The sequence below is a fragment of the Streptomyces roseoverticillatus genome (assembly GCF_000719265.1).
In the GTDB taxonomy this organism is placed as follows: domain Bacteria; phylum Actinomycetota; class Actinomycetes; order Streptomycetales; family Streptomycetaceae; genus Streptomyces; species Streptomyces roseoverticillatus.
The window spans coordinates 71374-94864 of the sequence record NZ_JOFL01000022.1 but is presented as its reverse complement, the minus strand read 5'-3'; the positions used below and the strand labels follow the sequence as shown (position 1 = coordinate 94864).

General features: G+C 73.2%; 27 protein-coding genes, 1 tRNA gene and 1 pseudogene. 14 read left to right on the top strand and 15 right to left on the bottom strand.

Annotation, left to right across the window (positions count from 1 at the left end; genetic code table 11):
- Positions 1 to 142: 142 nt before the first annotated feature.
- The 3 genes from IF61_RS0125185 (at position 143) to IF61_RS0125175 (ending at position 3721) form a co-directional block, all read left to right on the top strand.
- Entirely contained in the window at positions 143 to 574 is a 432-nt protein-coding gene (locus IF61_RS0125185) for a mannosyltransferase YkcB-related protein (protein ID WP_030368815.1), read from the top strand.
- An 83-nt stretch (positions 575 to 657) separates the two neighbouring features.
- The gene (locus IF61_RS0125180; protein WP_030368814.1) at positions 658 to 2160 is read left to right on the top strand and encodes an MFS transporter; all 1503 of its coding nucleotides are present in this window, start codon (positions 658 to 660) and stop codon (positions 2158 to 2160) included.
- 787 nt (positions 2161 to 2947) lie between these two features.
- Positions 2948 to 3721 carry a TetR/AcrR family transcriptional regulator gene (locus tag IF61_RS0125175; protein ID WP_052393014.1) on the top strand — a complete coding sequence of 258 codons (774 nt, stop codon included), beginning with the start codon at positions 2948 to 2950 and terminating at the stop codon, positions 3719 to 3721.
- 230 nt (positions 3722 to 3951) lie between these two features.
- Here IF61_RS0125175 and IF61_RS0125170 read toward each other — a convergent pair.
- A pseudogene (locus IF61_RS0125170) lies at positions 3952 to 5487 on the bottom strand (MDR family MFS transporter); the annotation flags it as partial.
- Between the two features lie 171 nt (positions 5488 to 5658).
- Positions 5659 to 6099 carry a MarR family winged helix-turn-helix transcriptional regulator gene (locus tag IF61_RS0125165; protein WP_030368811.1) on the bottom strand — a complete coding sequence of 147 codons (441 nt, stop codon included), beginning with the start codon at positions 6097 to 6099 and terminating at the stop codon, positions 5659 to 5661.
- 213 nt (positions 6100 to 6312) lie between these two features.
- Between IF61_RS0125165 and IF61_RS0125160 the strand changes: the two genes are divergently transcribed.
- The gene (locus IF61_RS0125160) at positions 6313 to 6531 is read left to right on the top strand and encodes a hypothetical protein (protein WP_030368810.1); all 219 of its coding nucleotides are present in this window, start codon (positions 6313 to 6315) and stop codon (positions 6529 to 6531) included.
- Positions 6532 to 6569: 38 nt separating this feature from the next.
- Here IF61_RS0125160 and IF61_RS37125 read toward each other — a convergent pair whose 3' ends face one another.
- The 5 genes from IF61_RS37125 to IF61_RS36375 form a co-directional block, all read right to left on the bottom strand.
- Positions 6570 to 6806: a hypothetical protein gene (locus IF61_RS37125; protein ID WP_245684603.1), complete on the bottom strand. Its 237-nt coding sequence runs from the start codon at positions 6804 to 6806 to the stop codon at positions 6570 to 6572.
- Between the two features lie 766 nt (positions 6807 to 7572).
- Positions 7573 to 8406, bottom strand: coding sequence for an RNA polymerase sigma factor SigF (locus IF61_RS0125150; RefSeq protein ID WP_030368808.1), 834 nt, complete (start codon positions 8404 to 8406; stop codon positions 7573 to 7575).
- 188 nt (positions 8407 to 8594) lie between these two features.
- Positions 8595 to 9611, bottom strand: a complete 1017-nt coding sequence (locus IF61_RS0125145; RefSeq protein WP_078660481.1) for an RNA polymerase sigma factor SigF — start codon at positions 9609 to 9611, stop codon at positions 8595 to 8597.
- Between the two features lie 150 nt (positions 9612 to 9761).
- The gene (locus IF61_RS0125140) at positions 9762 to 10055 is read right to left on the bottom strand and encodes a Dabb family protein (protein ID WP_030368806.1); all 294 of its coding nucleotides are present in this window, start codon (positions 10053 to 10055) and stop codon (positions 9762 to 9764) included.
- 24 nt (positions 10056 to 10079) lie between these two features.
- The gene (locus IF61_RS36375) at positions 10080 to 10244 is read right to left on the bottom strand and encodes a hypothetical protein (RefSeq protein WP_169748845.1); all 165 of its coding nucleotides are present in this window, start codon (positions 10242 to 10244) and stop codon (positions 10080 to 10082) included.
- Positions 10245 to 10782: 538 nt separating this feature from the next.
- Here IF61_RS36375 and IF61_RS0125130 point away from each other — a divergent pair.
- Complete coding sequence (locus IF61_RS0125130) at positions 10783 to 11223, top strand: STAS domain-containing protein (protein ID WP_157848660.1); 441 nt, start codon at positions 10783 to 10785, stop codon at positions 11221 to 11223.
- A gap of 62 nt (positions 11224 to 11285) precedes the next feature.
- Here the strand turns inward: IF61_RS0125130 and IF61_RS0125125 are convergent, their stop codons facing one another.
- The 6 genes from IF61_RS0125125 to IF61_RS0125100 all read right to left on the bottom strand — a co-directional run bounded on the left by IF61_RS0125125 (position 11286) and on the right by IF61_RS0125100 (position 15358).
- Entirely contained in the window at positions 11286 to 12011 is a 726-nt protein-coding gene (locus tag IF61_RS0125125; protein ID WP_043190597.1) for an alpha/beta hydrolase family protein, read from the bottom strand.
- Entirely contained in the window at positions 12008 to 12463 is a 456-nt protein-coding gene (locus IF61_RS0125120; protein WP_157848659.1) for a hypothetical protein, read from the bottom strand. Before IF61_RS0125120 ends, IF61_RS0125125 begins: the two co-directional genes overlap by 4 nt.
- An 85-nt stretch (positions 12464 to 12548) precedes the next feature.
- On the bottom strand, positions 12549 to 13034 hold the full coding sequence (locus tag IF61_RS0125115; RefSeq protein ID WP_030368802.1) for a lasso peptide biosynthesis protein: 486 nt from the start codon (positions 13032 to 13034) through the stop codon (positions 12549 to 12551).
- Positions 13031 to 13342, bottom strand: a complete 312-nt coding sequence (locus IF61_RS35470) for a PqqD family protein (RefSeq protein WP_030368801.1) — start codon at positions 13340 to 13342, stop codon at positions 13031 to 13033. Before IF61_RS35470 ends, IF61_RS0125115 begins: the two co-directional genes overlap by 4 nt.
- The gene (locus IF61_RS0125105; protein ID WP_030368800.1) at positions 13333 to 15084 is read right to left on the bottom strand and encodes an asparagine synthase-related protein; all 1752 of its coding nucleotides are present in this window, start codon (positions 15082 to 15084) and stop codon (positions 13333 to 13335) included. The genes IF61_RS35470 and IF61_RS0125105 overlap by 10 nt, the downstream gene beginning before the upstream one ends.
- Before the next feature lie 91 nt (positions 15085 to 15175).
- Positions 15176 to 15358 (bottom strand): hypothetical protein, encoded by a 183-nt coding sequence (locus tag IF61_RS0125100; protein WP_030368799.1) that lies wholly within the window; start codon positions 15356 to 15358, stop codon positions 15176 to 15178.
- A 332-nt stretch (positions 15359 to 15690) separates the two neighbouring features.
- Between IF61_RS0125100 and IF61_RS0125095 the strand changes: the two genes are divergently transcribed.
- Positions 15691 to 16311: an HhH-GPD-type base excision DNA repair protein gene (locus IF61_RS0125095; RefSeq protein WP_030368798.1), complete on the top strand. Its 621-nt coding sequence runs from the start codon at positions 15691 to 15693 to the stop codon at positions 16309 to 16311.
- Positions 16312 to 16348: 37 nt separating this feature from the next.
- On the opposite strand, the gene IF61_RS0125090 is transcribed toward IF61_RS0125095, so the two are convergent.
- On the bottom strand, positions 16349 to 17056 hold the full coding sequence (locus IF61_RS0125090; protein ID WP_245684602.1) for a B3/B4 domain-containing protein: 708 nt from the start codon (positions 17054 to 17056) through the stop codon (positions 16349 to 16351).
- A gap of 98 nt (positions 17057 to 17154) precedes the next feature.
- Between IF61_RS0125090 and IF61_RS0125085 the strand changes: the two genes are divergently transcribed.
- The 3 genes from IF61_RS0125085 to IF61_RS0125075 all read left to right on the top strand — a co-directional run bounded on the left by IF61_RS0125085 (position 17155) and on the right by IF61_RS0125075 (position 19028).
- Entirely contained in the window at positions 17155 to 17754 is a 600-nt protein-coding gene (locus IF61_RS0125085) for a helix-turn-helix domain-containing protein (RefSeq protein WP_052393020.1), read from the top strand.
- Between the two features lie 156 nt (positions 17755 to 17910).
- Positions 17911 to 18207, top strand: coding sequence for a type II toxin-antitoxin system VapB family antitoxin (locus IF61_RS0125080; protein ID WP_030368795.1), 297 nt, complete (start codon positions 17911 to 17913; stop codon positions 18205 to 18207).
- A gap of 101 nt (positions 18208 to 18308) precedes the next feature.
- Entirely contained in the window at positions 18309 to 19028 is a 720-nt protein-coding gene (locus tag IF61_RS0125075; RefSeq protein ID WP_052393011.1) for a LytR C-terminal domain-containing protein, read from the top strand.
- Between the two features lie 193 nt (positions 19029 to 19221).
- Here the strand turns inward: IF61_RS0125075 and upp are convergent, their stop codons facing one another.
- The gene (gene upp / locus IF61_RS0125070) at positions 19222 to 19857 is read right to left on the bottom strand and encodes a uracil phosphoribosyltransferase (RefSeq protein WP_030368793.1); all 636 of its coding nucleotides are present in this window, start codon (positions 19855 to 19857) and stop codon (positions 19222 to 19224) included.
- A 189-nt stretch (positions 19858 to 20046) separates the two neighbouring features.
- On the opposite strand from upp, the gene IF61_RS0125065 reads away from it, so the two are divergent.
- The 5 genes from IF61_RS0125065 (at position 20047) to IF61_RS0125045 (ending at position 23043) form a co-directional block, all read left to right on the top strand.
- Positions 20047 to 20283 (top strand): hypothetical protein, encoded by a 237-nt coding sequence (locus IF61_RS0125065; RefSeq protein WP_030368792.1) that lies wholly within the window; start codon positions 20047 to 20049, stop codon positions 20281 to 20283.
- A gap of 206 nt (positions 20284 to 20489) precedes the next feature.
- Positions 20490 to 21017, top strand: a complete 528-nt coding sequence (locus IF61_RS0125060) for a tRNA adenosine deaminase-associated protein (RefSeq protein ID WP_030368791.1) — start codon at positions 20490 to 20492, stop codon at positions 21015 to 21017.
- A gap of 34 nt (positions 21018 to 21051) precedes the next feature.
- Positions 21052 to 21543 (top strand): tRNA adenosine(34) deaminase TadA, encoded by a 492-nt coding sequence (gene tadA, locus IF61_RS0125055; protein ID WP_052393010.1) that lies wholly within the window; start codon positions 21052 to 21054, stop codon positions 21541 to 21543.
- Positions 21544 to 21656: 113 nt separating this feature from the next.
- Positions 21657 to 21746, top strand: a tRNA-Ser gene (locus IF61_RS0125050).
- A gap of 148 nt (positions 21747 to 21894) precedes the next feature.
- Complete coding sequence (locus tag IF61_RS0125045) at positions 21895 to 23043, top strand: transaldolase family protein (protein WP_078660478.1); 1149 nt, start codon at positions 21895 to 21897, stop codon at positions 23041 to 23043.
- Positions 23044 to 23491: the final 448 nt, after the last annotated feature.

Here is a 23491-nt window from a genome sequence, read left to right as displayed (position 1 = left end):
CTTCGGCGGCGGCGCCGGCGGCATGCGGCCGGCGGGGGGGGACGAGAAGGCCGGCGGGGCGGGGGGGGCGGCCCGGGGGCGTGGGCCGTGGGGGGCGCCGGGTGGGCGCGGGCCGGGTGGGCCTGGCGGATCTGCAGGGCCCATGGGGAAGGCGCCGCGCGGTGAGCGTGCTGCCGGCGGCGGCATGGGTGGCCTCCTCGGTGGTCAGCGCGTGAGCGCCGCCGCCGCGGCCGCGGTGAAGAAGGACGCGTCGGAGTACCGGTGGGCGGCGGCCGCGGTCGGCTCGCAGAACGCGGCGAGCTACCAGCTCGCCACCCAGGTGCCGGTGATGGCGGTCGGCGGCTTCAACGGGAGCGATCCGTCGCCGACGCCGCGGCAGTTCGAGGCGTACGTGAAGGCCGGGAAGGTGCACTACTTCATCGCTTCGGGCGGCGGCGAGATGCGCGGCGGCGGGCGCGGAGGCACAGAGTCCGCCTCGGCCGGGATCGCCGCGTGGGTGGCGGCGCACTTCACGAAGGTCACGGTCGGCGGGGTGACGCTCTACGACCTGACGCGGCCGGTGGAGGGAGCGTAGAAAAAACGCCTTGTACGGCGTAGAGGAGCTCTTGTACGGTGTACGACGACAGGGAGTCGTACACCGTACAAGGGGGATCTCGCATGACTGCGCCGACCAAGGAATCACCAAGCGCCGCGGAGGAGCTGCCGCAGCGCAACCCCACGCGCTGGCTGGTGCTCGGCGTGATCTGCCTCGCCCAGCTCACCGTGCTGCTCGACAACACCGTGCTCACCGTCGCCATCCCCTCCCTCACCGAGGAGATGGGAGCCGCGACGTCCGACGTCCAGTGGATGATCAACGCGTACTCGCTGGTCCAGGCCGGACTGCTGCTCACCGCGGGCAGCGCCGCCGACCGCTACGGGCGCAAGAAGCTGCTCGCCATAGGGCTCGCGCTCTTCGGGATCGGCTCGCTCGGCGGGGCCCTGTCCGAGACGACCGGTCAGCTGATCGCCGCGCGGGCCGGCATGGGCATCGGCGGTGCGCTCCTGATGACCACCACGCTCGCCGTCGTCGTCCAGGTCTTCGACGAGGAGGAGCGGACGAAGGCGATCGGGCTGTGGGGCGCGGTCAGCTCCCTCGGCTTCGCCGCCGGGCCGCTGATCGGCGGCGCGCTCCTCAACCACTTCTGGTGGGGCTCGATCTTCCTGATCAACCTGCCGGTGGCGCTACTCGGCCTGCTGGCCGTCCTCAAGTGGGTGCCCGAGTCCAAGAACCCGGCCGGTGAGCGGCCCGACCTGCTCGGCGCGCTGCTGTCCACGATCGGCATGACCGGGGTCACCTTCGCGATCATCTCCGGACCGGAGCACGGCTGGACGTCCGGGCGGGTGCTGGTCTCCGCGGGCGTGGGCGTGGTGGTGCTGGCCGCGTTCGCGGTGTGGGAGCGGCGGGCGCCCTACCCGATGCTCGACATGTCGTTCTTCCGCAACCGGCGCTTCGTCGGTGCGGTCTCCGGCTCCATCCTCGTCGCCTTCGGCATGGGCGGATCGTTCTTCCTGCTCACGCAGCACCTGCAGCTCGTGCTCGGCTACGACCCGCTGCAGACCGGTCTGCGGATGTCACCTCTGGCGCTCGTCATCGTCGTCCTCAACCTGACCGGGGTCGGCGCGCGGCTCCTGCCGAAGGTCGGCACCCCGGTCGCCATCGCCGGCGGCATGGGACTGCTCGCGGCGGGGCTCGCGGCGATCGCCGTGCTGGGCGCCGACGGGTACGGCGGGATGCTCTTCGGGCTCGTGCTGATGGGCATCGGCATCGCCCTGTCCATGCCCGCCATGGCCACGGCGATCATGTCCGCGATCCCGCCGGAGAAGGCGGGCGTCGGCGCCGGAGTCAACGGCACGCTCCAGGAGTGCGGCAACGGGCTCGGCGTCGCGGTGCTGGGCGCCGTCCTCAACTCGCGCTTCGCGGCGCTGGTCCCTGCGGTGGCCGCGGGGGCGGGGTCGCTGCCGGCGGCGCTTTCGGATGCCCGTACGGCCGGGGACCGCGCGGTGATCGCGGACGCGTTCGCCACGGGTGTGCACACCAGCCAGCTGGTCGGCGCGGCGGCGGTCCTGGCGGGCGGCCTCACCGCGGCGGTGCTCCTGCGGAGGGCGGAGCGGTCGGAGTAGCCCTCGGGGCGGGGGCGTCCGGGGCGCGGCCCCGGGGCGACCCGAGGGGCGGGGCCCGACGGGGGTGGGCCGCGCCCCGGTGGCGCCGGTTCTTGTATCCGCCGCGGCGGTGATCAGCCCCGTGGCGGTGGTCGGCGGTGCCGGAACCGGACCGAGGTGGGTCCGGCACCGCCGGTCAGGCGGGCTGTGGTTGCTCGCTGCTGCGGCGGGGGGATCTCGGGGCTCCGGCCCTGCTGAGCTGACGGGGGTGGGCCCGGGGCGGCGGGCTCTTCGTGTCCGCCCGCGGCGGGGTTGTCCGGGGCTCCGCCCCGAGTCCCCGGTGGCGCCGGTTCTTGTATCCGCCGCGGCGGTGATCAGCCCTCGTGGTGGTGGTCGGCGGTGCCGGAACCGGACCGAGGTGGGTCCGGCACCGCCGGTTCGGTGGGTGTGTGGTTGCTCGCCGTTGCGGCGGGGGGATCTCGGGGCTCCGGCCCCTGCTGAGCTGACGGGGGTGGGCCCGGGGCGGCGGGCTCTTCGTGTCCGCCGCGATGGCGATCAGCCCTCGTGGTGGTGGTCGGCGGTGCCGGAACTGGCCCGAGGTGGGTCCGGCACCGCCGGTTCGGTGGGTGTGTGGTTGCTCGCCGCTGCGGCGGGCGTGATTCGGGGCTCCGGCGCCTGCTCGGCCGAGGGGTGGGCCCGGGCCCACCGGGCCCACCCGCTTCGCGCGGAGCGAGGTGGGCGGCCCGGGGCCGTAGGCCCGAGGGCCTAGCATTCGGGCGTATGGTCGTGAACAGGGAGGCACAGGGCAATGGCGGGCGGCGGTAAGCAGATGAGCGGTCCGCGGACCAGTGTGTGGCTGGCCCGGAAGCCGGCCTCCGCCCCGCGGCGCGGGGACGACCAGGGCAACCTCGACCGCGACCGGATCGTCGCGGCGACCATCCGCCTCCTCGACGCCGAGGGCCTGGAGAAGTTCTCCATGCGGCGGCTCGCCACCGAACTCGGCGTGACCGCCATGTCGGTCTACTGGTACGTCGACAACAAGGACGACCTCCTGGAGTACGTCCTCGACGAGATCGCCGGCGAGATGGGCCTCCCGGACCTGTCCGACGAGAGCGCCGACTGGCGCGACCAGCTCCGCGTCCTGGCCGAGGCGTACCGGATGACCCTCGCCGCCCACCCGTGGGCCCCCCGCCTCCTCGGCCGCTACCTCAACCTCGGCCCCCGCTCGATGGCGTTCTCGAACGCCACCATCGCGGTGATGGCGCGCAGCGGCATCCCCCAGGACCGGATCACGGGCGCGCTCGCGGCCGTCTTCCAGTTCGTCTACGGCTTCTGCACGATCGAGGGCCTGTACAAGGAGCGCTGCCGGGCCGCGGGCGTCAGCGAGGACGAGTACTTCCGGGACGTCATGAACGTGGTCTCGGCCAGCCCCGAGTGGACGGAGAACTACCGGGAGGCCGCCGAGGTCACCGAGAACTGGGGCAAGCAGGGGGGCGTCGCGGAGATGCGGCACCGCGACTTCGAGTACGCCCTGGACGTCGTGATCGCCGGCATCGAGGTCATGCGGGACCGCCCCAGCTGACCCGCCCCGACTGACCGCGCAAAGCCGACCCGGGCACAACGAAGCCCCGGCGGTGGCGCGCAGGCCGTCCCCTGCCTTCGCGCGCGCCACCACCGGGGCCCGTCCCCGGGACCGTTCATGCCGTTCAGGTCCCGGTGCCGTCCGGCCGGGGGCGCGTCTCCGCTCGATTCCGCGCCCCGGCCCGACGGGGTCTGTCAGCCGCCCTGCGGGGCGGTCTCCTTCTCTTCGGAGCCGGAGGAGGCGCCGGCGGCAGCGGCCGCTCCGGACCGCCCCTGCAGCGCGACCTCCTTGATGAACAGCGTCAGCACGAAGGCCAGCAGCGCGCACGGCGCCGCGTAGAGGAACACGTCGCCCACACCGTGCCCGTAGGCGCTCTCGACGACCGTGCGCAGCGGCGCGGGCATCGCGTCCAGCTTGGGGATGCCGCCGCCGGAGCCGCCGCTCTTGGCCGCGGCGGCCGCGGCCTGCGGGCCGAGCGCGGCGATGCCGTCCTTGACGTAGTCCGTGACCCGGTGCCCGAGCACCGCGCCGAGCGCCGAGACGCCCACCGCGCCGCCGAGGGAGCGGAAGAAGGTGACGACGGAGCTCGCGGCGCCGAGGTCCTTCGGCGCGACCTGGTTCTGCGTGCAGAGCACGAGGTTCTGCATCATCATGCCCATGCCGAGGCCGACCAGCGCCATGTAGACCGCCAGGTGCCAGTACGGGGTGTCGTACCGCATCGTGCCGAGCAGGCCGAGGCCCGCCGTGAGCAGCACGCCGCCGCTGACCAGCCAGGCCTTCCAGCGGCCGGTCTTGGTGATGATCTGGCCGGAGATCGTCGACGACAGGAACAGGCCGGTGATCATCGGGATGGTCATTACGCCGGACATCGTCGGCGACTTGCCGCGCGCCAGCTGGAAGTACTGCGAGAAGAAGACCGTGCCGCTGAACATCGCGACGCCGACGAAGAGGCTCGCCGCCGAGGACAGGGTGATCGTCTTGTTGCGGAACAGCCGCAGCGGAATGATCGGTTCGGAGGCCTTGGACTCGACGAGGACGAAGATCGCGCCGAGCGCGATCGAGCCGCCGACCATGGCGTAGGTCTGCCAGGAGATCCAGTCGTAGTTCTTGCCCGCGAGCGTGACCCACACCAGCAGCAGGGTGACCGAGGCGCTGATGAAGAACGCGCCCAGCCAGTCGACCTTCACGTCCCGCTTCACCACGGGGAGCTTCAGCGTCTTCTGCAGCACGATCAGCGCGATCACGGCGAACGGCACGCCGACGTAGAAGCACCAGCGCCAGCCGAGCCAGTCGGTGTCGGTGATGACGCCGCCGAGCAGCGGGCCGCCGACCGTCGCGACGGCGAAGGTCGCGCCGAGGTAGCCGCTGTAACGGCCGCGCTCCCGCGGGGAGATCATCGCCGCCATGATGATCTGCGCCAGGGCGGACAGGCCGCCGACGCCGATGCCCTGAATGGCGCGGCAGGCGATGAGCGTGCCGGTGTTCTGGGAGAGGCCGGCCACGACCGAGCCCGCGACGTAGACGATCAGGGCTATCTGGACCAGCAGCTTCTTGCTGAACAGGTCGGAGAGCTTGCCCCACAGCGGGGTGGACGCGGTCATCGCCAGGAGCGAGGCCGTGACGACCCAGGTGTAGGAGGACTGGCTGCCGTGCAGGTCGGAGATGATCTCCGGCAGCGCGTTGGAGACGATCGTCGAGGACAGGATGGCGACGAACATGCCGAGCAGCAGCCCGGACAGCGCCTCCATGATCTGCCGGTGAGTCATGGGGGCGCCGCCGTCCTGGCCGCCGTGTTTGGCGTGGCCGCCCCCCACACCGGCCGGTGTGGTCGTAGCCATTGAGTTCCTTTGCAGTGCGAGTGTGGCGTGTGGTGTGCGTCTACGTGCGGGTGGTCCGCTGTGTGCGGGTGGTCCGCGCCTGCGGGCGCCCGTGTGCGGTCACGTACGGGTCCGGCAGCCGTCGAAGCTGTTGCGGAACCGGCCGAGCAGCTCGATCAGCCGGCCGACGTCCTCCGACGACCAGTCCCGCAGGCAGGTCGCGAGCGCCTCGGTGTAGCGCCCGGAGACCTGCCGGAGCAGGGCTTCGCCGGCGGGGCTGATGCGCAGCAGCCGGGACCGCCGGTCCGCGGGGTCGGGGTGCCGTTCGAGCCAGCCCCGGGCCTCCGCGTACGCGACGTGCCGGCTGGTCACCGACATGTCGATCAGCAGCAGTTCGGCCAGCTTGCCCATGCGCATCTCGCCGTACTGCCGCAGCATCGTCAGCACGACGGCCGCGGCCGGCGAGCAGTCCGCCGGGAGTACGCGGGCGAGGTCGCGCCGGACGGCGGCGACGGCGCTGAGCTGCCGGGCGAGCTCTTCGTACTGCTCCTGCTCGGCCATGCGCCGCCCTCCCCACCTTCAGTTGCTTAGGGCAACGATGTAACCAGAATTTGGTTGCTGCAGGCAAGCGAAAAGAGGTTTCCCTGGGTAAAGGTAGGGCCAAGGATCCACAGGTCCCCGTAAAACCGCAGGTAGGGCGCGAAGCGGACGGAGTGCCTCGGCAAGGCGGGGCGCTGCGCACCACCCCTCCCTCCTTCGCTAGGGTCCTGGCCTATGGCCAACCCCCATCAGCAGAACCCCGAGAGCTACGACCCCGCGGGCAGCACGCAGATGTTCCGCGCCTTCGTCGACGAGGGCCAGGGCAGCCCCGCGGGCAGCAGGCGCGCGGCGCCGGCTCCCGCCCGGTCGTCCGGTCCCCGCGTCGGCCTGATCGCCGGAGTGATCGCGGCCGTCGTGGTCGTCGCGGCCGTGGTGTGGCTCGCGCTCGGCTGAGTCCGTGAGAGGCGGCCGCGGCCGTAGCCGCCGCGGCGCTAGCCCCATTCCACCTTCACGTCGCGCGTCTCGACGTGCATGCCCCACGGCACGCGCCAGGCGTCGACGCACACGGTCCACGTCGCCTCGACCGCCGCGCCCGCCTCGATCGGCACCGGGAGCGGCTGCGACGAGGTGAGCGTGGCCCAGTCGATGCCGAGCAGGTCGATCACGTGCGTGCCGAAGGTGACGGTGCCCGCGGTGACGGGGCTGCCTCCGGAGTTGGCGAGCGGCACGGTCACCTTCTCGCACCAGCGCCGGGCCTCGTCGTCCGCCGACCGGCGCGGTGTGCCGGCGTCGAGCCGGGCCGGCGCGGGTGGCCGGCCGCTTTCGCCGGGCGGCCGTGAAGGCTGTCCGGGGGACGACGGGGTGGTCGCGGGCGCCGAGGGCCGTGCGGGGCCGGAGCGCGGGGGGAGGGATGGAGTCCGGGCGCCGGTACGGGGATCCGTGCCGCGGCCTGCGGACGGCGCGTCGCTGCCGGTGCCTGCCGGAGACTGCGACCTCGACGACGAGGGCGGCGAGGACGGCGAAGAGGGTGCGGGCGGTGCGGAGGCCGGGGGCCGGGAGCGGCCCGGGCCGGGAGAGCCCGATGTGCGGCCGGATGGTGCCGCGGGCAGGGAGTGCAGCTCGACGCCCTTTTCGGGCGGAACGGCTCCGCCCACCGGGTGGGAGGACGAGCCGGGGCCTGCTGCCTCGGAGGCGACGTAGGCGTCGCGGTCGGTGCCACCGCAACCTGCGAGAACGGCTCCCAGGGCGAGTGCGGCCGCCGCGGCTGAGGCGGATGCGGAGACGATCGTCTTCCGGCGCATCGGCCCAGTGTGGCTGACGGTCAGTCAGGAGTACAGAGTCGGGCGGTACGGGCGGTAGAGGCCGGCGATCCCCCGTGCGATTCGCCGTGTGGTGGATGGTCCCCCGTGAGATCCCCCGTGAGACCCATGGGTCCCTTGATCCCTTGATCCCTTGATGTCTTGAGATCCTTCGAGATCCCCCGTGACGGTGGGCCTAGTCCGCGATGAGGCCCTCGCGGAGCTGCGACAGCGTCCTGGTCAGGAGCCGGGACACGTGCATCTGGGAGATGCCGACCTCCTCGCCGATCTGGGACTGCGTCATGTTGGCGAAGAACCGCAGCATGATGATCTGCCGCTCCCGCGGTGGCAGTTTGGCCAGCAGGGGTTTGAGTGACTCGCGGTACTCCACGCCCTCCAGCGCGCTGTCCTCGTAGCCGAGCCGGTCCGCCAGGGAGCCCTCGCCGCCGTCGTCCTCGGGGGAGGGCGAGTCGAGCGAGCTGGCGGTGTAGGCGTTGCCCACGGCCAGGCCGTCGACGACGTCGTCCTCGGAGACGCCCAGGCACAGGGCCAGTTCGGGGACGGTCGGCGAGCGGTCGAGCTTCTGTGCGAGCTCGTCGCTGGCCTTGGTGAGGGCGAGGCGCAGCTCCTGCAGCCGGCGCGGCACGCGCACCGACCAACTCGTGTCCCGGAAGAACCGCTTGATCTCGCCCACGACCGTCGGCATGGCGAAGGTCGGGAACTCCACCCCCCGTTCGCAGTCGAACCGGTCGATCGCCTTGATCAGGCCGATCGTGCCGACCTGGACGATGTCCTCCATGGGCTCGTTGCGGCTGCGGAAGCGGGCGGCCGCGTAGCGCACGAGGGGGAGGTTGAGCTCGATCAGGGTGTCGCGGACGTAAGCGCGCTCCGCGCTGTCCCGCTCGAGGGCGGCCAGGCGCAGGAAGAGTGAGCGGGAGAGGGTGCGAGTGTCGATGGTTTCGCAGTCGTCGAGCACGGCGTGCGGTGCGTCGGTGGCGAGCACCTTCGCGCTGCCCAGGTCTACGGACATGCCACCCCCTTGAGGTCGCGGACGGGTCACAGCGGTGCCCCTCGCACGAGGGGTTGGCCCCCACCTGAATACCGGAGGCCGCGCTGTGGCAAACGCAGTTCCTGCAGAATGTCACATGTCGGCAACGCGCTGTAGCGTCAAGTCGACATATCTGCCGCCTCGTATGAGGAGGGGGTCACCCGTGAGAGTTAGGCTTCGATTCGATTTGCGGAACGCAGCCGGGCGAAGCTCCGGGAGAGCAGCCGGGATACGTGCATCTGGGAGACGCCCAGCTCCGCGCTGATCTGCGACTGCGTCAGATTGCTGTAATAGCGGAGCAGCAGAATGCGCTGCTCGCGCTCCGGCAGCTGTACGAGCAGGTGGCGCACGAGGTCCCGGTGTTCGACCCCGGCCAGGGCGGGGTCCTCGTAGCCGAGCCGGTCCAGCAGGCCGGGCAGCCCGTCGCCCTCCTGCGCGGCCTCCAGCGAGGTGGCGTGGTACGAGCGCCCGGCCTCGATGCAGGCCAGCACCTCGTCCTCGGGGATCCGCAGCCGCTCGGCGATCTCGGCGGTTGTGGGCGTGCGGCCGTGCAGCACGGTCAGGTCCTCGCTGGCGCCGTTGACCTGCACCCACAGCTCGTGGAGCCGGCGCGGCACGTGCACGGTGCGGACGTTGTCGCGGAAGTACCGCTTGATCTCGCCGACCACGGTCGGCATCGCGAAGGTCGGGAACTGCACCCCGCGGTCCGGGTCGAACCGGTCGATGGCGTTGATCAGGCCGATCGTGCCGACCTGGATCACGTCCTCCATGGGTTCGTTGCGGCTGCGGAAGCGGGCGGCGGCGTAGCGGACGAGGGGGAGGTTGGCCTCGATGAGCGCGGCCCGCACCCGGGCGTGCTCGGGCGTGCCGGGCTCCAGGGCGATGAACTCCTTGAAGAGCACCTGGGTGAGCGCCCTGGCGTCCGCTCCGCGGCTCCTGGGGTGATCGGGGTCGGCGGCTTCGGCGGTTTCGGCGGCCTCGGGGGCGTCGGAGGTGCCGGAGGCGTCGGCGAGAGGCTCCTGGGTGCTGGTGCTGGTGCCGTGGCCATGGCCGTGGTCATGGCCGGATCCGGGTTCCGGGTCCGGTGCCGGGTCGGCGGGCGTCGCGTTCGTGGTCCCGGCGCCCGGGCCGAGGGCCTGAGCAGGGGTTTCCTGGAAGGGGGCTTCGGGGACGGTTCGGGCCGACACGGTTCTGCCACCCTTCATGGTCAACTCATCCGGCAAAAGCGGTCATAGCATCACAAGACATGTGCACTGTGTGCAAGAACCCCATAACATCGTGTTGACCATAAAAACGGCCCCTCGCCAAGGTGGCGAGGGGCCGTGCGCTGCGGGCGCTCAGAAGGGGTAGTCGGCGATCACCCAAGTGGCGAATTCGCGCCACTGCGCGACACCCGCCTGATGCGCCGGGTGGTCCAGATAGCGCTGGAGCGCCTCGGCGTCGTCGACGGCCGAGTTGATGGCGAAGTCGTAGGCGATCGGCCGGTCGGAGATGTTCCAGGCGCACTCCCAGAAGCGGAGCTCCGGGATCTGCTTCCCCAGCTCCTCGAACGCCTGTACTCCGGCGGCGACGCGCGGGTCGTCGCGCGTGACGCCCTCGTTGAGCTTGAACAGGACGAGATGACGAATCACGGCAGTGCCTCCACGCCGGGTCGGTCAGCTGATCAGCTGGGTCATGAACTCGCCGACGCTCTTGGCGGCGTCCGAGATGCCCTCGAACCCTATCTGGACGAGCTCCGCCGACCGCTTGGGGGAGTGGATGATTGTGTACGCCACGAAAACGCCGAGTACCCAGAGCGTGATCTTCTTCGCCTTCTCCACGGCGCACTCCCTCCCCGGTGATCCCCGTGATCCCCTCTCCGGTGGCGGAGTCTAACCGTACGTTTGCCCGAATGCCGGGAACGTGCCCGCTCCCTCACGCAGCCTTTAAGGACCAAAGGCCCGTCAAGCCGGGCCCTTCGCCGTACGGGGCGGCATGCGGCGGGGCGGAGGATAGGGAGTGCCCGTACCGGATCTGGCAGGAATCCGCCGGGCAGGGACATGGCCTCACTGCGGGGTCCGGGCCGCGACTTCCCCCCGACTGCGGCCCGTACTTGGAGGCCGTGCCCCCGCCGGGGGAAGCGGCTGTCCCCCCGATGCCGCTTCCCCCGACCTGCACTTCTCCCTCTGCTCTCCCCCGGACTTCCTCCTTCGAGCGCCCGCGCCCGCGTGCGCCCCGTGCGGCGCGCCTGTACGCGAGATGACAGCTTTGCGTCGAAGGTGAGATCGGCCTACTGCGGGGGCACCAGAAAGGTATCCGGCAACCGGCGGATGCGCGGTGCCGGGAGTGAGTGGCCGAGGGAGGTCGGTGAGGGGCGACATGGGCGCGCAAGAGCCCGCCTTCGCCATGCGGGAGCGCGTGGCGTGCGGCGCGATCATCATTGAACTGCACGGTGAGCTGGACATCTTGGCGGAGCAGGAGCTCGGGCCGCGCGTGGACGCGCTGACCGAGCGGGGCCGCGCCGACATCGTGATCGACCTCCGCCGGGTGTCCTTCCTGGACGCGAGCGGGCTCCGCCTGCTGATCAGAGCCCGGCACCGCATGCTCTGCCGCGGCGGGCGGCTGCGGCTGGTGCGGGGGGCGCCGCGCGTGTCGCGCGTGATGCGGGTGTCGGGGGTGGACGCGGCCTTCGACATCATGGACGCCTTCCCGCCCGTCCCGGCTGCTCCATCTGTTCCGGCCGTGCCGTCCGCGCAACTCGTACAGACGGAGTTCGCGCCAACGGACGAGGCCGGGCCGCGGGGCGGGAGCGTTGCCTGAGGGAAGCGGGACGGGAGCGTCGCCTGAGGAGGGCCCCGCGAGGTCAGGGCGCCCCCGCGAGGTCAGGGCGCCGCGATCCCCTTCGCCGCCCCGGCCAGCACCCGGGCCGTGGTCCGGCCGCCCTCCAGGGCGTGCCCGGCGCCGCTCGCGCGAAGCCGGCCGAGCTCCGGGTCGTACGCGCTCATGAGGACCCCGGCGTGGTCCGTCGCCGGTTCCTCCAGCCGTACGGGCAGGCCGTGCGTGCGGAGCGCGGCGGCGAACTCCCTGCTGCTGCGGACGTCCACCTGGTCGTCCTCGGTGCCGTGCACCAGCAGCACCGGCACGGGCGCCGCGTGCGCGAGGTCCTCCATGAGGTCCTCCACCGGGACCGAACCCGTGGTCCGGGCGGGGACGTCGTACCGGCCCGCTATGCCCACCACGGCCACCGGCTGCGGGCCGCCGAGGAGGCCGGGCCGCAGCGCCGTCGCGACGGCCGCTCCCGCGCCCGCCGACCAGCCCGCCACCACGAGCCTGCCGGGGTCCCCGCCGAAGTCCGCCGCCCGCTCCCGCGCGAACGCCAGCGAGTCCAGCAGGTGTGCCGCCCCGCGGTCGGGCGCGTCGGAGCGCCAGTCCGGGACGAGGACCACGACCCCTTGCGCGGCGGCCGCTTCCGCCACGGGCCGCATGATGTCCCGCTCGTCCGGCCCCATGCCGTGCCAGAGCAGGACGGTGGGCGCGATTCCGCCGCCGGGCGGTCCGTAGACGTCCACGGCCTTGCCGGCCGGGGTACGGGTGAGGGTTCTGGTCACCGTGAAGCTCCCTGTGCGACGTAACCGTTCACGAGCTCCGCCGCTTCCCCCGCGTCGTCGACCGTGACGACGAAGAACTTTCCGGACGTCAGCTCCAGCCACAGGGCGTCTCCGGCGCGCAGCGAGACCGAGGTCTGCCCGGGCATCCAGCGGTAACCCCAGCCGCCGAGCTCCATCGGCCGGGACAGCCTCGCCGACGCCTCCCGTATGCGGGAGTGCGGTATCCGGCGCCGGACGAGGGGGAGCACGACCGCGTGCACGGTCACGTCCCGGTCCGTCACGGTGACCCGGACCGCCCCGGTGATCACCAGGGCCGCCGAGGCCACCAGCAGCCACAGGAACAACGGAAGCTGACCGTCCACCAGCAGTCCCGCCACGACGAACCCCACCGCGGAGACCACCCCCAGGGCCACCAGCCAACCCGCCACGACCGTACGGCTCCAGACCGTCACGTCACCCACCCCCCCCGGATCCAGCCGGATCACTTTGTTCGTATCACGCTAGAACAATCGATCGGCGCGGACAAGGGCCTGTGGATCACGGGACCCGCTGCAGGACCGTGTACCCCAGCCGTACGTCCGGGTTGTCGGTCAGGACCGCCCCGTGGAGCTCGGTCCACGAGTGGAAGGCGTTCGCCGGGGTGGACAGGGCGCGGCCCCGGGCCACCGTCATCCGGGCGGGCAGGCCGAGCGCGCACAGGTACGCGGTCAGGGCCAACGACCGCGGCAGGCAGAGCCCGTTGGGCAGCATCGCGCGCAGCACCAGCTGGGCGGCGAGGATCTCCCTGCGGGCCAGCCGGACCGCGGTCGCGGGCGGCAGCCCGGACAGCGCCGCCGAGCCCCGCACGGGCCGGATCCGGCACAGGTACGGGCACGCGCCGCGCCAGCCGCGCCGCCGGAAGAGCCACAGCGCCCGGGCCGTGCGCAGCAGGGCGGCGGCCCGCAGCCGGTGCGGGACGGCGGGGGCCGGCGCGCCCCCTCCGGGGTCGTCCAGGAAGAACTCCCAGTCCGTGTGCGTGCTCACCGGCCCTCCCTCCGGCGGCCCCGCCGGCGCGGGGCGGCGGTGCTTCCGTCCTTCTCCAGCAGTGCGTGCTCGCCCAGCCGGGCGGTGAGTCCGGCCAGTCCGGCGGCCAGCGTCTCCTCGTCCGCGTCGAAGTCCTCGCGCAGGCGGGCGACGGCCGCCGCCACGGAGTCGCAGGCCAGGGCGGTGCGCAGCATGTGGGTGGCGGTGACGTTGAGGGACAGGTAGACGCCGCGGCGGGTGTCGAGGATGACGCCCGCGCCGTCCGTGTCGTCGAAGACGACGTGCCGGGCCAGTCCGATCAGCGGCATGTGGTCCGTCCCCTCGGGCCGGGCGGCGTCCGCCGCGCGTCGCTGCGCAGGAACAGCTCGGTCATGGCGGTGCCGATCAGGCTCTCGGCGTTGAGGCGCAGCCGCGCCGGTTCGGCCAGCACGTGCGCGAGCCGCCCGGGGTCGACGACGCCCAGGCGGACGAGGTGGGCGTCCGGGCGGCCGAGCAGACCGGCGAACACGTGGGGGTGACGCAGGACGTAGTCCTTGTGCGGGGAGCCGAGCCACAGCCGGCCGTGGCGGCGCCACACGGCGTCGGGGAACCGCCCGGAGAGCATCAGGCGGAGCACCGGTTTGGTGATCAGCCGCCCCTGGTGCGGCAGGAGGCGGTACGCGTGCGGCAGCCGGGCAGCCAGGCTCCGCAGCCCCTTGCTGCCGAGGGGGTTGCACAGCTGGATGCCGCGGGGCCGCCAGACGGTGAGGTTCGCGCAGTGCTCCTGCGGTGCGTGGGCGGTGTCGAAGACGTCCGCCGGTGCGCCGGGGAGGGGAGTGAGGAAGTCGGCGGGGCGTACGGCGCCGCCGGCGGGCACGAGGTCGTCGAGCAGGGAGGTGCGGGGCGAGGCGCTGCGCAGGATGCGGGGGAGCTCCCAGCGCGAGGTCAGCAGGCCCCGGCAGAGCGTGGCCTTCTCGCGCGCGGGCAGGTCGCCGGTGAGGACGTCGTGCAGGCCGTAGCGGGCGGGGCCGAAGATGCGGTCGCCCTCGCGGCCCCAGGCCAGGAACGTGATGCCGTCCTGGGCGACGCGCTCGGCCATCTGCTCCAGCCACCGGTAGGCCAGGTGGTTGTACGGGTGGGGGAACTGCCAGCGCTCGTCCAGGTATCCCGCGCCGTGGTCCGTGGGGACGGGGACGAACGGCACCCCCAGGTGGTCGCAGACGGCCCGGGCGTACGCCGATTCGTCGGCCAGCGGGTCGCGCGTGGCGTAGTGGTAGGCGACGGCGTCCGCGCCGCACTCCACGAGCGCCGCGAGGACGGCCGCGGAGTCCAGGCCGCCGCTGAGCAGGATGCCGGTCCGGCCGCGGCCCGCGTACGGGCGCACGGCCTCCACCACGAGCTCCCAGGCGGCCTCCGCGAACTCCGTCATGGTCGTGCGCGGGGGCAGGTCCAGCGGGGTCACGGGGTCGTACGCGGCGGTGGTCGCGGAGCCGCGTTCGAGGGTGACGACCGTGCCGGGCGGCACGCGCGCGATGCCGGGGTAGACGAAGACCATGTCGCCGCGGCAGGCGCGCCACACCTCCTCGCGGCCGAACTCGCCGGGCCCGTCGAGGAGGTCGGCCGGGTCCGTGGAGAAGCGCAGCAGGTCCCGGGAGCGGCGGTAGTGCAGGGCCTCCTCGCTGGTGGCGCTGCGGAAGAGGAACACCCGGTGGTCGGCGACGAGCGCGCCGGACAGCGCGCCGGGCATGCGGGCCAGTTCGGCGTGCCGGCCCTCCTTGAGGATGTGGGTGAGGCGGTGCACCCACGCGGGCGTCACAGGGCCCCGGACGACGCCCGTCAGGAGCAGCCTCTCCCGCTCGGAGGGGTACGGGACCCGCGGGGTCCCCGGGGCCGCCCACTGGACGAGGTGGCGGCCGGGGTCCGACCAGGCGGGGCGCCGGCCGAAGGGCGCGCTGACGTACGAGATGCGGGGCGCGTGACCGCCGAACGGGACGCGCCCGTAGCAGCCCAGGTAGTCGCCGACGGGAGGGCCGCCGGAACGGCCGCCGCCGGGAACGGGCTCGGTCTCCATGGCTTCCCCTTCCGGCGTCGCTCGCGCGGGGACCGGACGTCCGTACGGTCCGGTGCCGCCCCGGCGCGGGCCGGAGCGGCGGGTGCGCGGGTCAGAGGAGCGTGCGGCTGTTCGGCGAGTCGGGAAGGAGGATGCCGCCGTGGGCAGTGAGGTGCTCGACGGTGCCGAGCTCGTCGATCTGCGGTTCCACGTAAGGGCGCTTGACGGTGCGGGAGCGCTGGACGGTCGCGGAGTGGTCGGTCGCCGGCGTGATCGGGTCGTGCGTGCTCTCCATTGCGGTCCCCCTGTTCCGCTGTGCACGGCTTGGCACTGCAGGGCACTGTGTCCCGCCCACTCCACGGTCGTGCACTTCCGCCGCTCCCGCACAGAGGGGGATGACGCGCTGAGCGGCGCCCCGGAGTGGGTGGCGGGGCACGCGGCGCGCGGACGCTCACGTACCGGTGCGCGCGCCCGGACGGGCCTCACGCGGTGTCACGCGGGACGCGCGCAAGGCGCCCCGCCCCGGGGTTCACCCGTTCGCCCATGGCGTGCGCGCGGCCGGCGGAGGGGTGACACCCCGGGCACCGGCTCCCTCCCGCACGCGCCCCCCGGGGCGATCATCGAGGCATGGACATCACCCTGCACCTCGCACAGCAGCCCGAGGCCGACGCCCTGCTCGGCCGCAGCCCGCTCGCCGCGCTGGTCGGGATGCTGCTGGACCAGCAGATCCCCATGGAGTGGGCGTTCTCCGGCCCGTACGCCATCGCGCAGCGCATGGGACGCGACGACCTCGACGCGTACGAGATCGCCGCCTACGACCCCGACGCGTTCGCCGGGCTGCTGTCGGAGAAGCCTGCGGTGCACCGCTACCCCGGCTCGATGGCCAAGCGCGTCCAGCAGCTCTGCCAGTACCTGGTGGAGCACTACGGCGGCGAGGCGAGCGCTGTGTGGGCCGGCGCGGATACCGGGGCGGAGCTGCTCGCGCGGCTCAAGGAGCTGCCCGGCTTCGGCGAGCAGAAGGCCCGGATCTTCCTCGCGCTGCTGGGCAAGCAGCTCGGGGTCGCGCCGGAGGGCTGGCGCGAGGCGGCCGGCGCCTACGGGGAGGAGGGCTCCTACCGGTCGGTGGCGGACATCACCGGCCCCGAGTCGCTGGCGAAGGTGCGGGCGCACAAGCAGGAGATGAAGGCCGCCGCCAAGCGGGCGGCGGCCGAGAAGGCCACCATCCGGCCGGCGAAGAAGAAGGGCTGACCCGGGCGGGCCCCGCCCCCGGCGCGGCGGCCCGCTGTCAGCGGACCAGGCGGGAGGCCGCGCGCAGCCCGGGCGCGCGCTCGCGCAGCCGGGCGAGGAGGTCGGCGGCCGCGGCGTCGAGCGCGCCGAGCGGCATCGGGTCGAGCCGCTCCAGCAGGAACAGGGCGCTCGCCGACTTCTCGGTGATGCGGGTGCGCACGCACTGGCGGTGGTTCCAGCGGCGGCAGGTGACGCCCAGGTCGTCGCGCCAGATCACCTCGCCGGGCTCGGGGTGCTCCGTGGCGGGCGCGCCGCCGACCACCGTGTCGAACACCTCGTCGCCCGTGGCGCGCACCAGGCGCGGCGCGCCCGCGTACGCGGCCAGGTCCTCGCCGCCGACCGGCAGGCGGTGCGCGACGGACACGGCGTTGTAGACGTCGACCAGGAGGTTGACCTCGGGCAGGCCCGCGGGGGCGCGGCGGATCAGGGCCTCGGCGCTGTTGCGCGTGCGGCCGGGCTTGGCGCCGAACGCCCCGTACGCCGCCCGCCAGGCCGCGACGTGGGGGTCGGCGGTGACGTCGAGCCCCTCGGCGGTCGCCGCGGCCTCCGCGAGCAGGCCGCGCGACCAGTCGTCGGTGGGCCCCGCGGGCAGCCCGTCGGCCGCGATCACCAGCACGGCGAAGTCGGGCCGCAGCGCGCGGACGGCCTCGTCCACGCGCACGCTCGCGGCCACCGCTTCGAGATCGAGCTCCTGGTCCGGGTTCACGTCGCTCTCCTGTGCCTGTTCCTGTGCATGTAGTCGTTTTACTGCCCTGGACGGTAGCATCAAATGACCGGAGCGGCGGAGGCGCGAAGATGACCGGCATGAGTGGGAATGACACTGAGGCGGAATCCGGCGACGACCGGGCCGTCATGGAGGCCGTCGCCGCCCGGGTGCGGGCCCTGCGCAAGGAGCGGGGCTGGAGCCTCGACGCCCTCGCCGCCCGGGCCCGCGTCAGCAAGGGCATGCTCGTCGCCCTGGAGAACGCCCGCTCCAACCCGAACCTCGCCACCCTCGTGCGCCTCTGCGACGCCTTCGGCGTCCCCCTGACCACGCTGCTCCGGCAGCCCGCCGAGCCCCTCCTGCAGCCCACCCCGCCCGCGGACCAGCCCGTCCTGTGGACCGGCCCGGACGGCGGCCGCGGCCTGCTCGTCACCGGCGCCGCCCCGCCCGTGGGCGCCGAGCTGTGGCACTGGCGGCTCGCCCCCGGCGAGGAGCACCACAGCGAGGCCCACGTCCGCGGCACGGTCGAGCTCCTCCACGTCCTGCGCGGCACCCTCACCGTCACGGCCGGCGCACAGGAGGTCGTCCTTCCGCAGGGGTACGGACTACGCATGGCGGGCGACCACCCCCACTCCTACGCGAACCGTACGGAGTCGGAGACCGAGTACGCGGGGGTCGTCCTCGTACCGCCGCACGGCTGACGTCCCCAGCCTGTGGACGACGGATCTCCTGCACGGTGCACGCACCGTTTCGGTGCCGTGGGCCGCCCCCGCTGCTCCTGATATGCGGCCGATTGTCGCCTTCGCGCTGCCGTGCCGTGGCTGCGCCGGGAGCCTGTCGCCCGGTAGGCTTTCCGTGTGATCTTCAAGCGCATCGGAAACGGGCGGCCGTACCCCGACCACGGCCGGGAGAGCACCCGGCAGTGGGCGGACGTCGCCCCGCGCCCGGTGCGGCTCGACCAGCTGGTGACCACCAAGCAGCAGCTCGACCTGGAAACCCTGCTGGCCGAGGACTCGACCTTCTACGGCGACCTCTTCGCCCACGTCGTGAAGTGGCACGGCGACCTCTACCTCGAGGACGGCCTGCACCGCGCCGTGCGGGCCGCGCTCCAGCAGCGCCAGGTGCTGCACGCACGCGTGCTCGAACTGGGCTGACCGGAGGCTCTTTCCGGCCGTTGTTCGGCCTTTCGGGTGGGCCGCGCGAACCCATTGATCATTTAGTAGGCAGCGGTCCCGCCCCGCACTACGCTGCGCCCATGAGCATGCTCACCCCTCCCGGCATGGGCGGCAGATACCGCATTACGGGCAAGCGATTCCCGCACATGCGCCGCCCCAGAAACCGCCGCAGGATCGTGCTCGCCGCAGTCTCCTCGTCCGCCGCGCTCGCCCTGGCCGGATGGGGGACCTTCCAGCTCGTCGACGTCTTCACCGGGGGCCCGAGCGAGACACAGGCCCACGGTGCGGGAGCGAGGGGCGGGAAAGGGGCGAAGGACGGCGACTGCAAGGCGGCCGCGGACGAGGAGGCGGAGTCGAAACCGCTGCCCCGCCCGTCCGACATCACCGTCAACATCTACAACGCGACTCCGCGCGGCGGACTCGCCAAGATCACCGCGGACGAGCTCCGGAGCCGCGGCTTCAGGATCGGCAAAGTGGGGAACGCCCCCGCCCTCTACGACAAGAAGGTCGAGCGGGTCGGCCTGCTGATCGGTGCGCCGACGGCCGCGGAGGGGGCGCTGCGGGTCATCGGCACCCAGATGGCCGGGGCCGAGATCAAGAACGACCAGCGCGACACCGACGAGGACGTCGACCTGGTCATCGGCAACGAGTTCAAGGAGCTCACGGCGCGGAAGGACGCCGACCGCGCCCTGACCGACATGGGCGTCGAACCGGGCGAGGGACCGGCGCCTTCGGGGTCGCCCTCCTCGGCGCCGCCGTCGAGGGCGGCGTCGCCGGCGCCGAGGCCGTCGAAGTGCTGAGGGAAATGACGGCTGCGGTGGTTCGGCACCGCCGCACTGCGCCGTCATAGCCTCTCGCCGTTGCGGCGGGGAAAACTGCCCGCCGCAACGGCTGGGGGGCGCCTCCCAGCAGTAGCTGGGGGAGCGACTACGGGCAGGGGCCGGCGGAATGCCGGCCCGCCGCAGCCGGCGCGTTCGTCATGAGAGCCGGCGGCTAGCCCGCGGTGCCGTACATGCGGTCGCCCGCGTCGCCCAGGCCCGGGACGATGTAGCCGTTCTCGTTGAGGCGCTCGTCGATGGAGGCGGTGACGACGGTCACCGGCGCGCCGGACAGCTCGCGCTCCATGACCTCGACGCCCTCCGGTGCGGCCAGCAGGCAGATCGCGGTGACGTCGTCGGCGCCGCGCGCGATCAGCTCGTTGATCGCGGCGACCAGCGTGCCGCCGGTCGCCAGCATCGGGTCCAGGACGTAGACCTGGCGGCCCGAGAGGTCGTCGGGCATGCGCGTGGCGTACGTCTCCGCCTTGAGGGTCTCCTCATTGCGGATCATGCCCAGGAAGCCCACCTCGGCGGTCGGCAGCAGCCGGACCATGCCGTCGAGCATGCCGAGGCCGGCGCGCAGGATCGGCACCACCAGCGGGCGCGGGTGGGAGAGCTTGACGCCGGTGGTCGCCGTGACCGGGGACTCGATGTCCACCTGCTCCGTGCGCACGTCGCGCGTGGCCTCGTAGGCGAGCAGGGTGACCAGCTCGTCGGAGAGACGCCGGAAGGTGGGGGAGTCGGTGCGCTTGTCGCGCAGGGTGGTGAGCTTGTGCGCCACCAGGGGGTGGTCGACGACGTGGATCCGCATGACATCGACATTAACCGAGCTTTCGGCCCCCGGCGGCCGCCGTGCGGCGTTCGACGGCCCGCCGCAGGTCCGCGACGGTCTGTCGCCGCACTGGCATCAAACCACCACTTAGGGGGAAAGTGGGCACGTACGCCCGGTCTGTCGCTCCGGACGTGGCCGGCGAAGTACTCGGCACGAGGTGGTCCTGCCATGGCTGAAGACGCCCCCGAGAAGCCCGACACGAAGCCCGGCGCGTACGCGCCCGGATCCGCATCCGAACCGGAAACCGCCCCCGAGGCCGAGGACGAGGCGGACCGCCGCCGCAGACGCGCGCAGTTCCTGCGCGAGCTGAACGAGGCGAAGGAGCTCCGCGACCGCGTGCAGCCGCGCCGGGCCCGGGCGGCCCGGATGCGCCAGCAGATGCGGATGAGGACCTTCCGGTGGTGATCCGCGGGCTGCTCAGGGGGTGACCGGCACGTGCCGCACCGCCCGGACGGCGGCCCGGCGGCGCCGCGTGAGGCACATCTCTTCGGACTGCTGCACGACGCAGCGCGGAAGACCTCTCGCAACGGCGAGGTTTCTGCCACGATTCCGAGTGGGCGGGGTGGTCCCCGTCCGGCCCGGCACCGCCTATGACCAGTGGGAGAGTCACGGTGTACTTCGCCGCACTGCTCGCGCGCACCGAAGACGGATGGCAAGCGAGCGACACAGAACTCGACGACGTGGAAACCCTGAGCGACCTCGCCGACCTGGCCCGGGAGGCCGCGGTGGAGGACGACACGGTCCTGGCGTTCATCGAGCAGGAGGATTCCTGGTTCGGCGTCGTCCGCGTGGACGGAGAGGACGACCCGCGCGTCTTCGTCTCGAACGCCGTCACCGCGGGCCGCAGCTCGTACGGCGCCATGCTCGTGGACGAGCTGATCGGCCGCGACGACACCGAAGCCGACGAGCTCGACGACCTCGACCTGGACGGGACGGAGGACGGCGAGCCCGACGCCGTGGAGAACGAGGCCGAGGAGGACGCTGCCGCGGAGGTGGTGCCGGCCGGCCCGCTCGGCGACACCGAGATCCTCTCCGACCTCGGCGTGGGCGCGAAAGAACTGCTCGCCCTCGAACGGGACGCGCTCGGCGAGATCGCCGACGCCCTCGGCTGCACGGAGGTCCTGGAGGCCGTCCGCTGACGGCCGCCGGGCCCCGTTCGCCCACACTGGTGCCATGAACGAAGCCGTCCGCGAGCCGACCGACCACGACCCCGTACGCGCCCCGTGGCTCGCCCCCATGCGGGCCGCCCTGGACGAGGCCGTACGGGCCCCCGCCACCGGCGACGTGCCGGTCGGGGCCGTCGTGCTGGGCCCGGACGGCTCCGTCATCGGCCGCGGCCGCAACGAACGCGAGGCCACCGGCGACCCGACCGGCCACGCCGAGGTCCTCGCCCTGCGCGAGGCGGCGCGGGCCGTCGGCGAGTGGCGCCTCGCGGGCTGCACGCTGGTCGTGACGCTGGAGCCGTGCACAATGTGTGCGGGTGCGATCGTCCTCTCGCGCGTCGACCGCGTCGTCTACGGCGCCGTCGACGAGAAGGCCGGGGCGGCCGGCTCCCTCTGGGACGTCCTCCGCGACCGCCGGCTCAACCACCGGCCCGAGGTCATCCAGGGCGTCCTCGCCGGGGAGTGCGCCGCGCTCCTCACCGACTTCTTCCGTTCCCGGTGAGCGGCTCCGGGCGCCCTTCCGGCGCCCTTGCGGCGCTTTCATGAGGAGCGTCACACCGGTTCGCCCCCGTACCGATTTCAGAGCACGGCCCACCGTCCGCTAAGCTCTCTCTCGGTAGCGTGTCCGAGCGGCCTAAGGAGCACGCCTCGAAAGCGTGTGTGGGGGCAACTCCACCGTGGGTTCAAATCCCACCGCTACCGCCAGCGAACACCCCTTCGCCCGTGGAAACGCGGACGGAGGGGTGTTCTGCGTGTCCGGGGTGCCCCGGGGCGCCGTTCCGTCCGGCGAATTCAGACGACGCACCGTCAGCTTCCTTGACTCGTACGGCATTTCCGCCGAGGATGCCGCGGCGTGCGTCGAGTGGCGGGGCGCTCGCATGGACAGGGCAAGGGGAGTGACGAGGTGTGCGGCGCGGGCATCATCAGCCTGCTGGCGGACCAGGGCGTGTCGCGCTGGCTGGACGGTGCCGAGTGGCAGGAGCCCAACCCGCGACGGCTGGCCCGGCTCGTGGACGACGGGCTGATCACCGGGCTGGCCCTCGGGCCCGAGCCCCTCACCCGGTCCCTGGCCCGGCGCGCCGGACGGCCTGCCGGACCGGGGCAGTCGGCGCGGCCCGTGCGGCCCGTGTCCGAGGCCGGGCCGGCGGCCGAGGCGCTGCTCGCCGCGGAGGGGCGGCGCGCGTGTGACGTGCTGCTGCCCGTCCACGAGCGGACCGGCGGCCGGGACGGGCACGTCACCCTGGAAGCCGGCCCCGCCGCCGACACGGCCACCGCACTGCGCCTCGCGCGGGCCGTCGACCGGCCCAACGCGCTCGTCGCCCTGCCCGCCGGGCCCGAGGGGCTCGCCGTGGCCGCGGACTGCCTCGCCGAGGGCATCGGCGTGGACCTCGGGCCCGTGCTGTCGCCCGCCCACTACGGCCGGGCGGCCGCCGCCTGGCTGGACGGCCTGCGCCGCGCCCACCGCGCGGGGCGCGACCTCTCCGCCATCCGGGCCGTCGTCTCCGTGCCGCTGGCGCCCGTGGACGCCGCCTTCGACGAGCGGCTGCGGCTCTCCCCCTCGGAGGCGGCCCGGATGATGCGCGGCGAGGCCGCCCTCGCCTCCGCGCGGCTCGTCTTCCACCGCCACGAGCAGCTGCTGGCCGGGCCGGACTGGCGCGAGCTCGCCACGCTCGGCGCGCGCCCGCACCGGGTGCGCTGGACGGACACCACCGATCGCACGCCGGGCCCGCCCGGCACGCGGTACGTGGACGGGCTCGTCGTCCGCGGCGCGATCACGACGCTGGGCCCCGCGACGCTGGAGGCCGTCGCCGAGCGCGGCAACCCGCGCGGCGACGCCGTCACCGGCCGGGGCCGCGCCGCTGCGCGCGTCCTGGACTCCCTGGAGATCCTCGGGGCGCCCTACGCCCCGACGACGCGCGAGCTGGCGGCACGTGCGGCGCGGGCGCGTGCGGCGCGCTGGAACGCGTTGCTGATGGCGGTGAGCGGCGCGCCTTCGTATTGACGGCGAGCTGGGACTCGGGTGGGCACGGCACCGCCGGTGAGGGCCGTGGGGGCTTCGCGCCGCTGCGGCGGGAGTGTTTCGGCTGGGGCCGGCCCTTTTCCCTCCGCCGCGGCGGCGCGCAACCGGCGACGGCCTGTCCGGCGGTGGTGAGCCGGGCTCAGGGCCGTGCGGCACCGTCGGTGAGGAGTGAGGGGGCTTCGCGCCGCTGCGGGCGCGGCGTCGGCGTTCGTGGTGCGCCGGGTGGGCTATGCCGATCCGTTCGGCTTCAGCGCGGCGTCAGGCGGCCGATCCGGCCGGATTTCGCCGGCCGGATCGGGTGAACGGCGCGCCGATACCCGTGGCGTAAACATCGGAATACGGCGGCGCTGGCCGGAATTCACGGCCGGTGAGTCGGCGGAATTCCGCAGCGGCCCTTCTTAACTACCCTCAGCGTAGCGGAAGTTGCGCG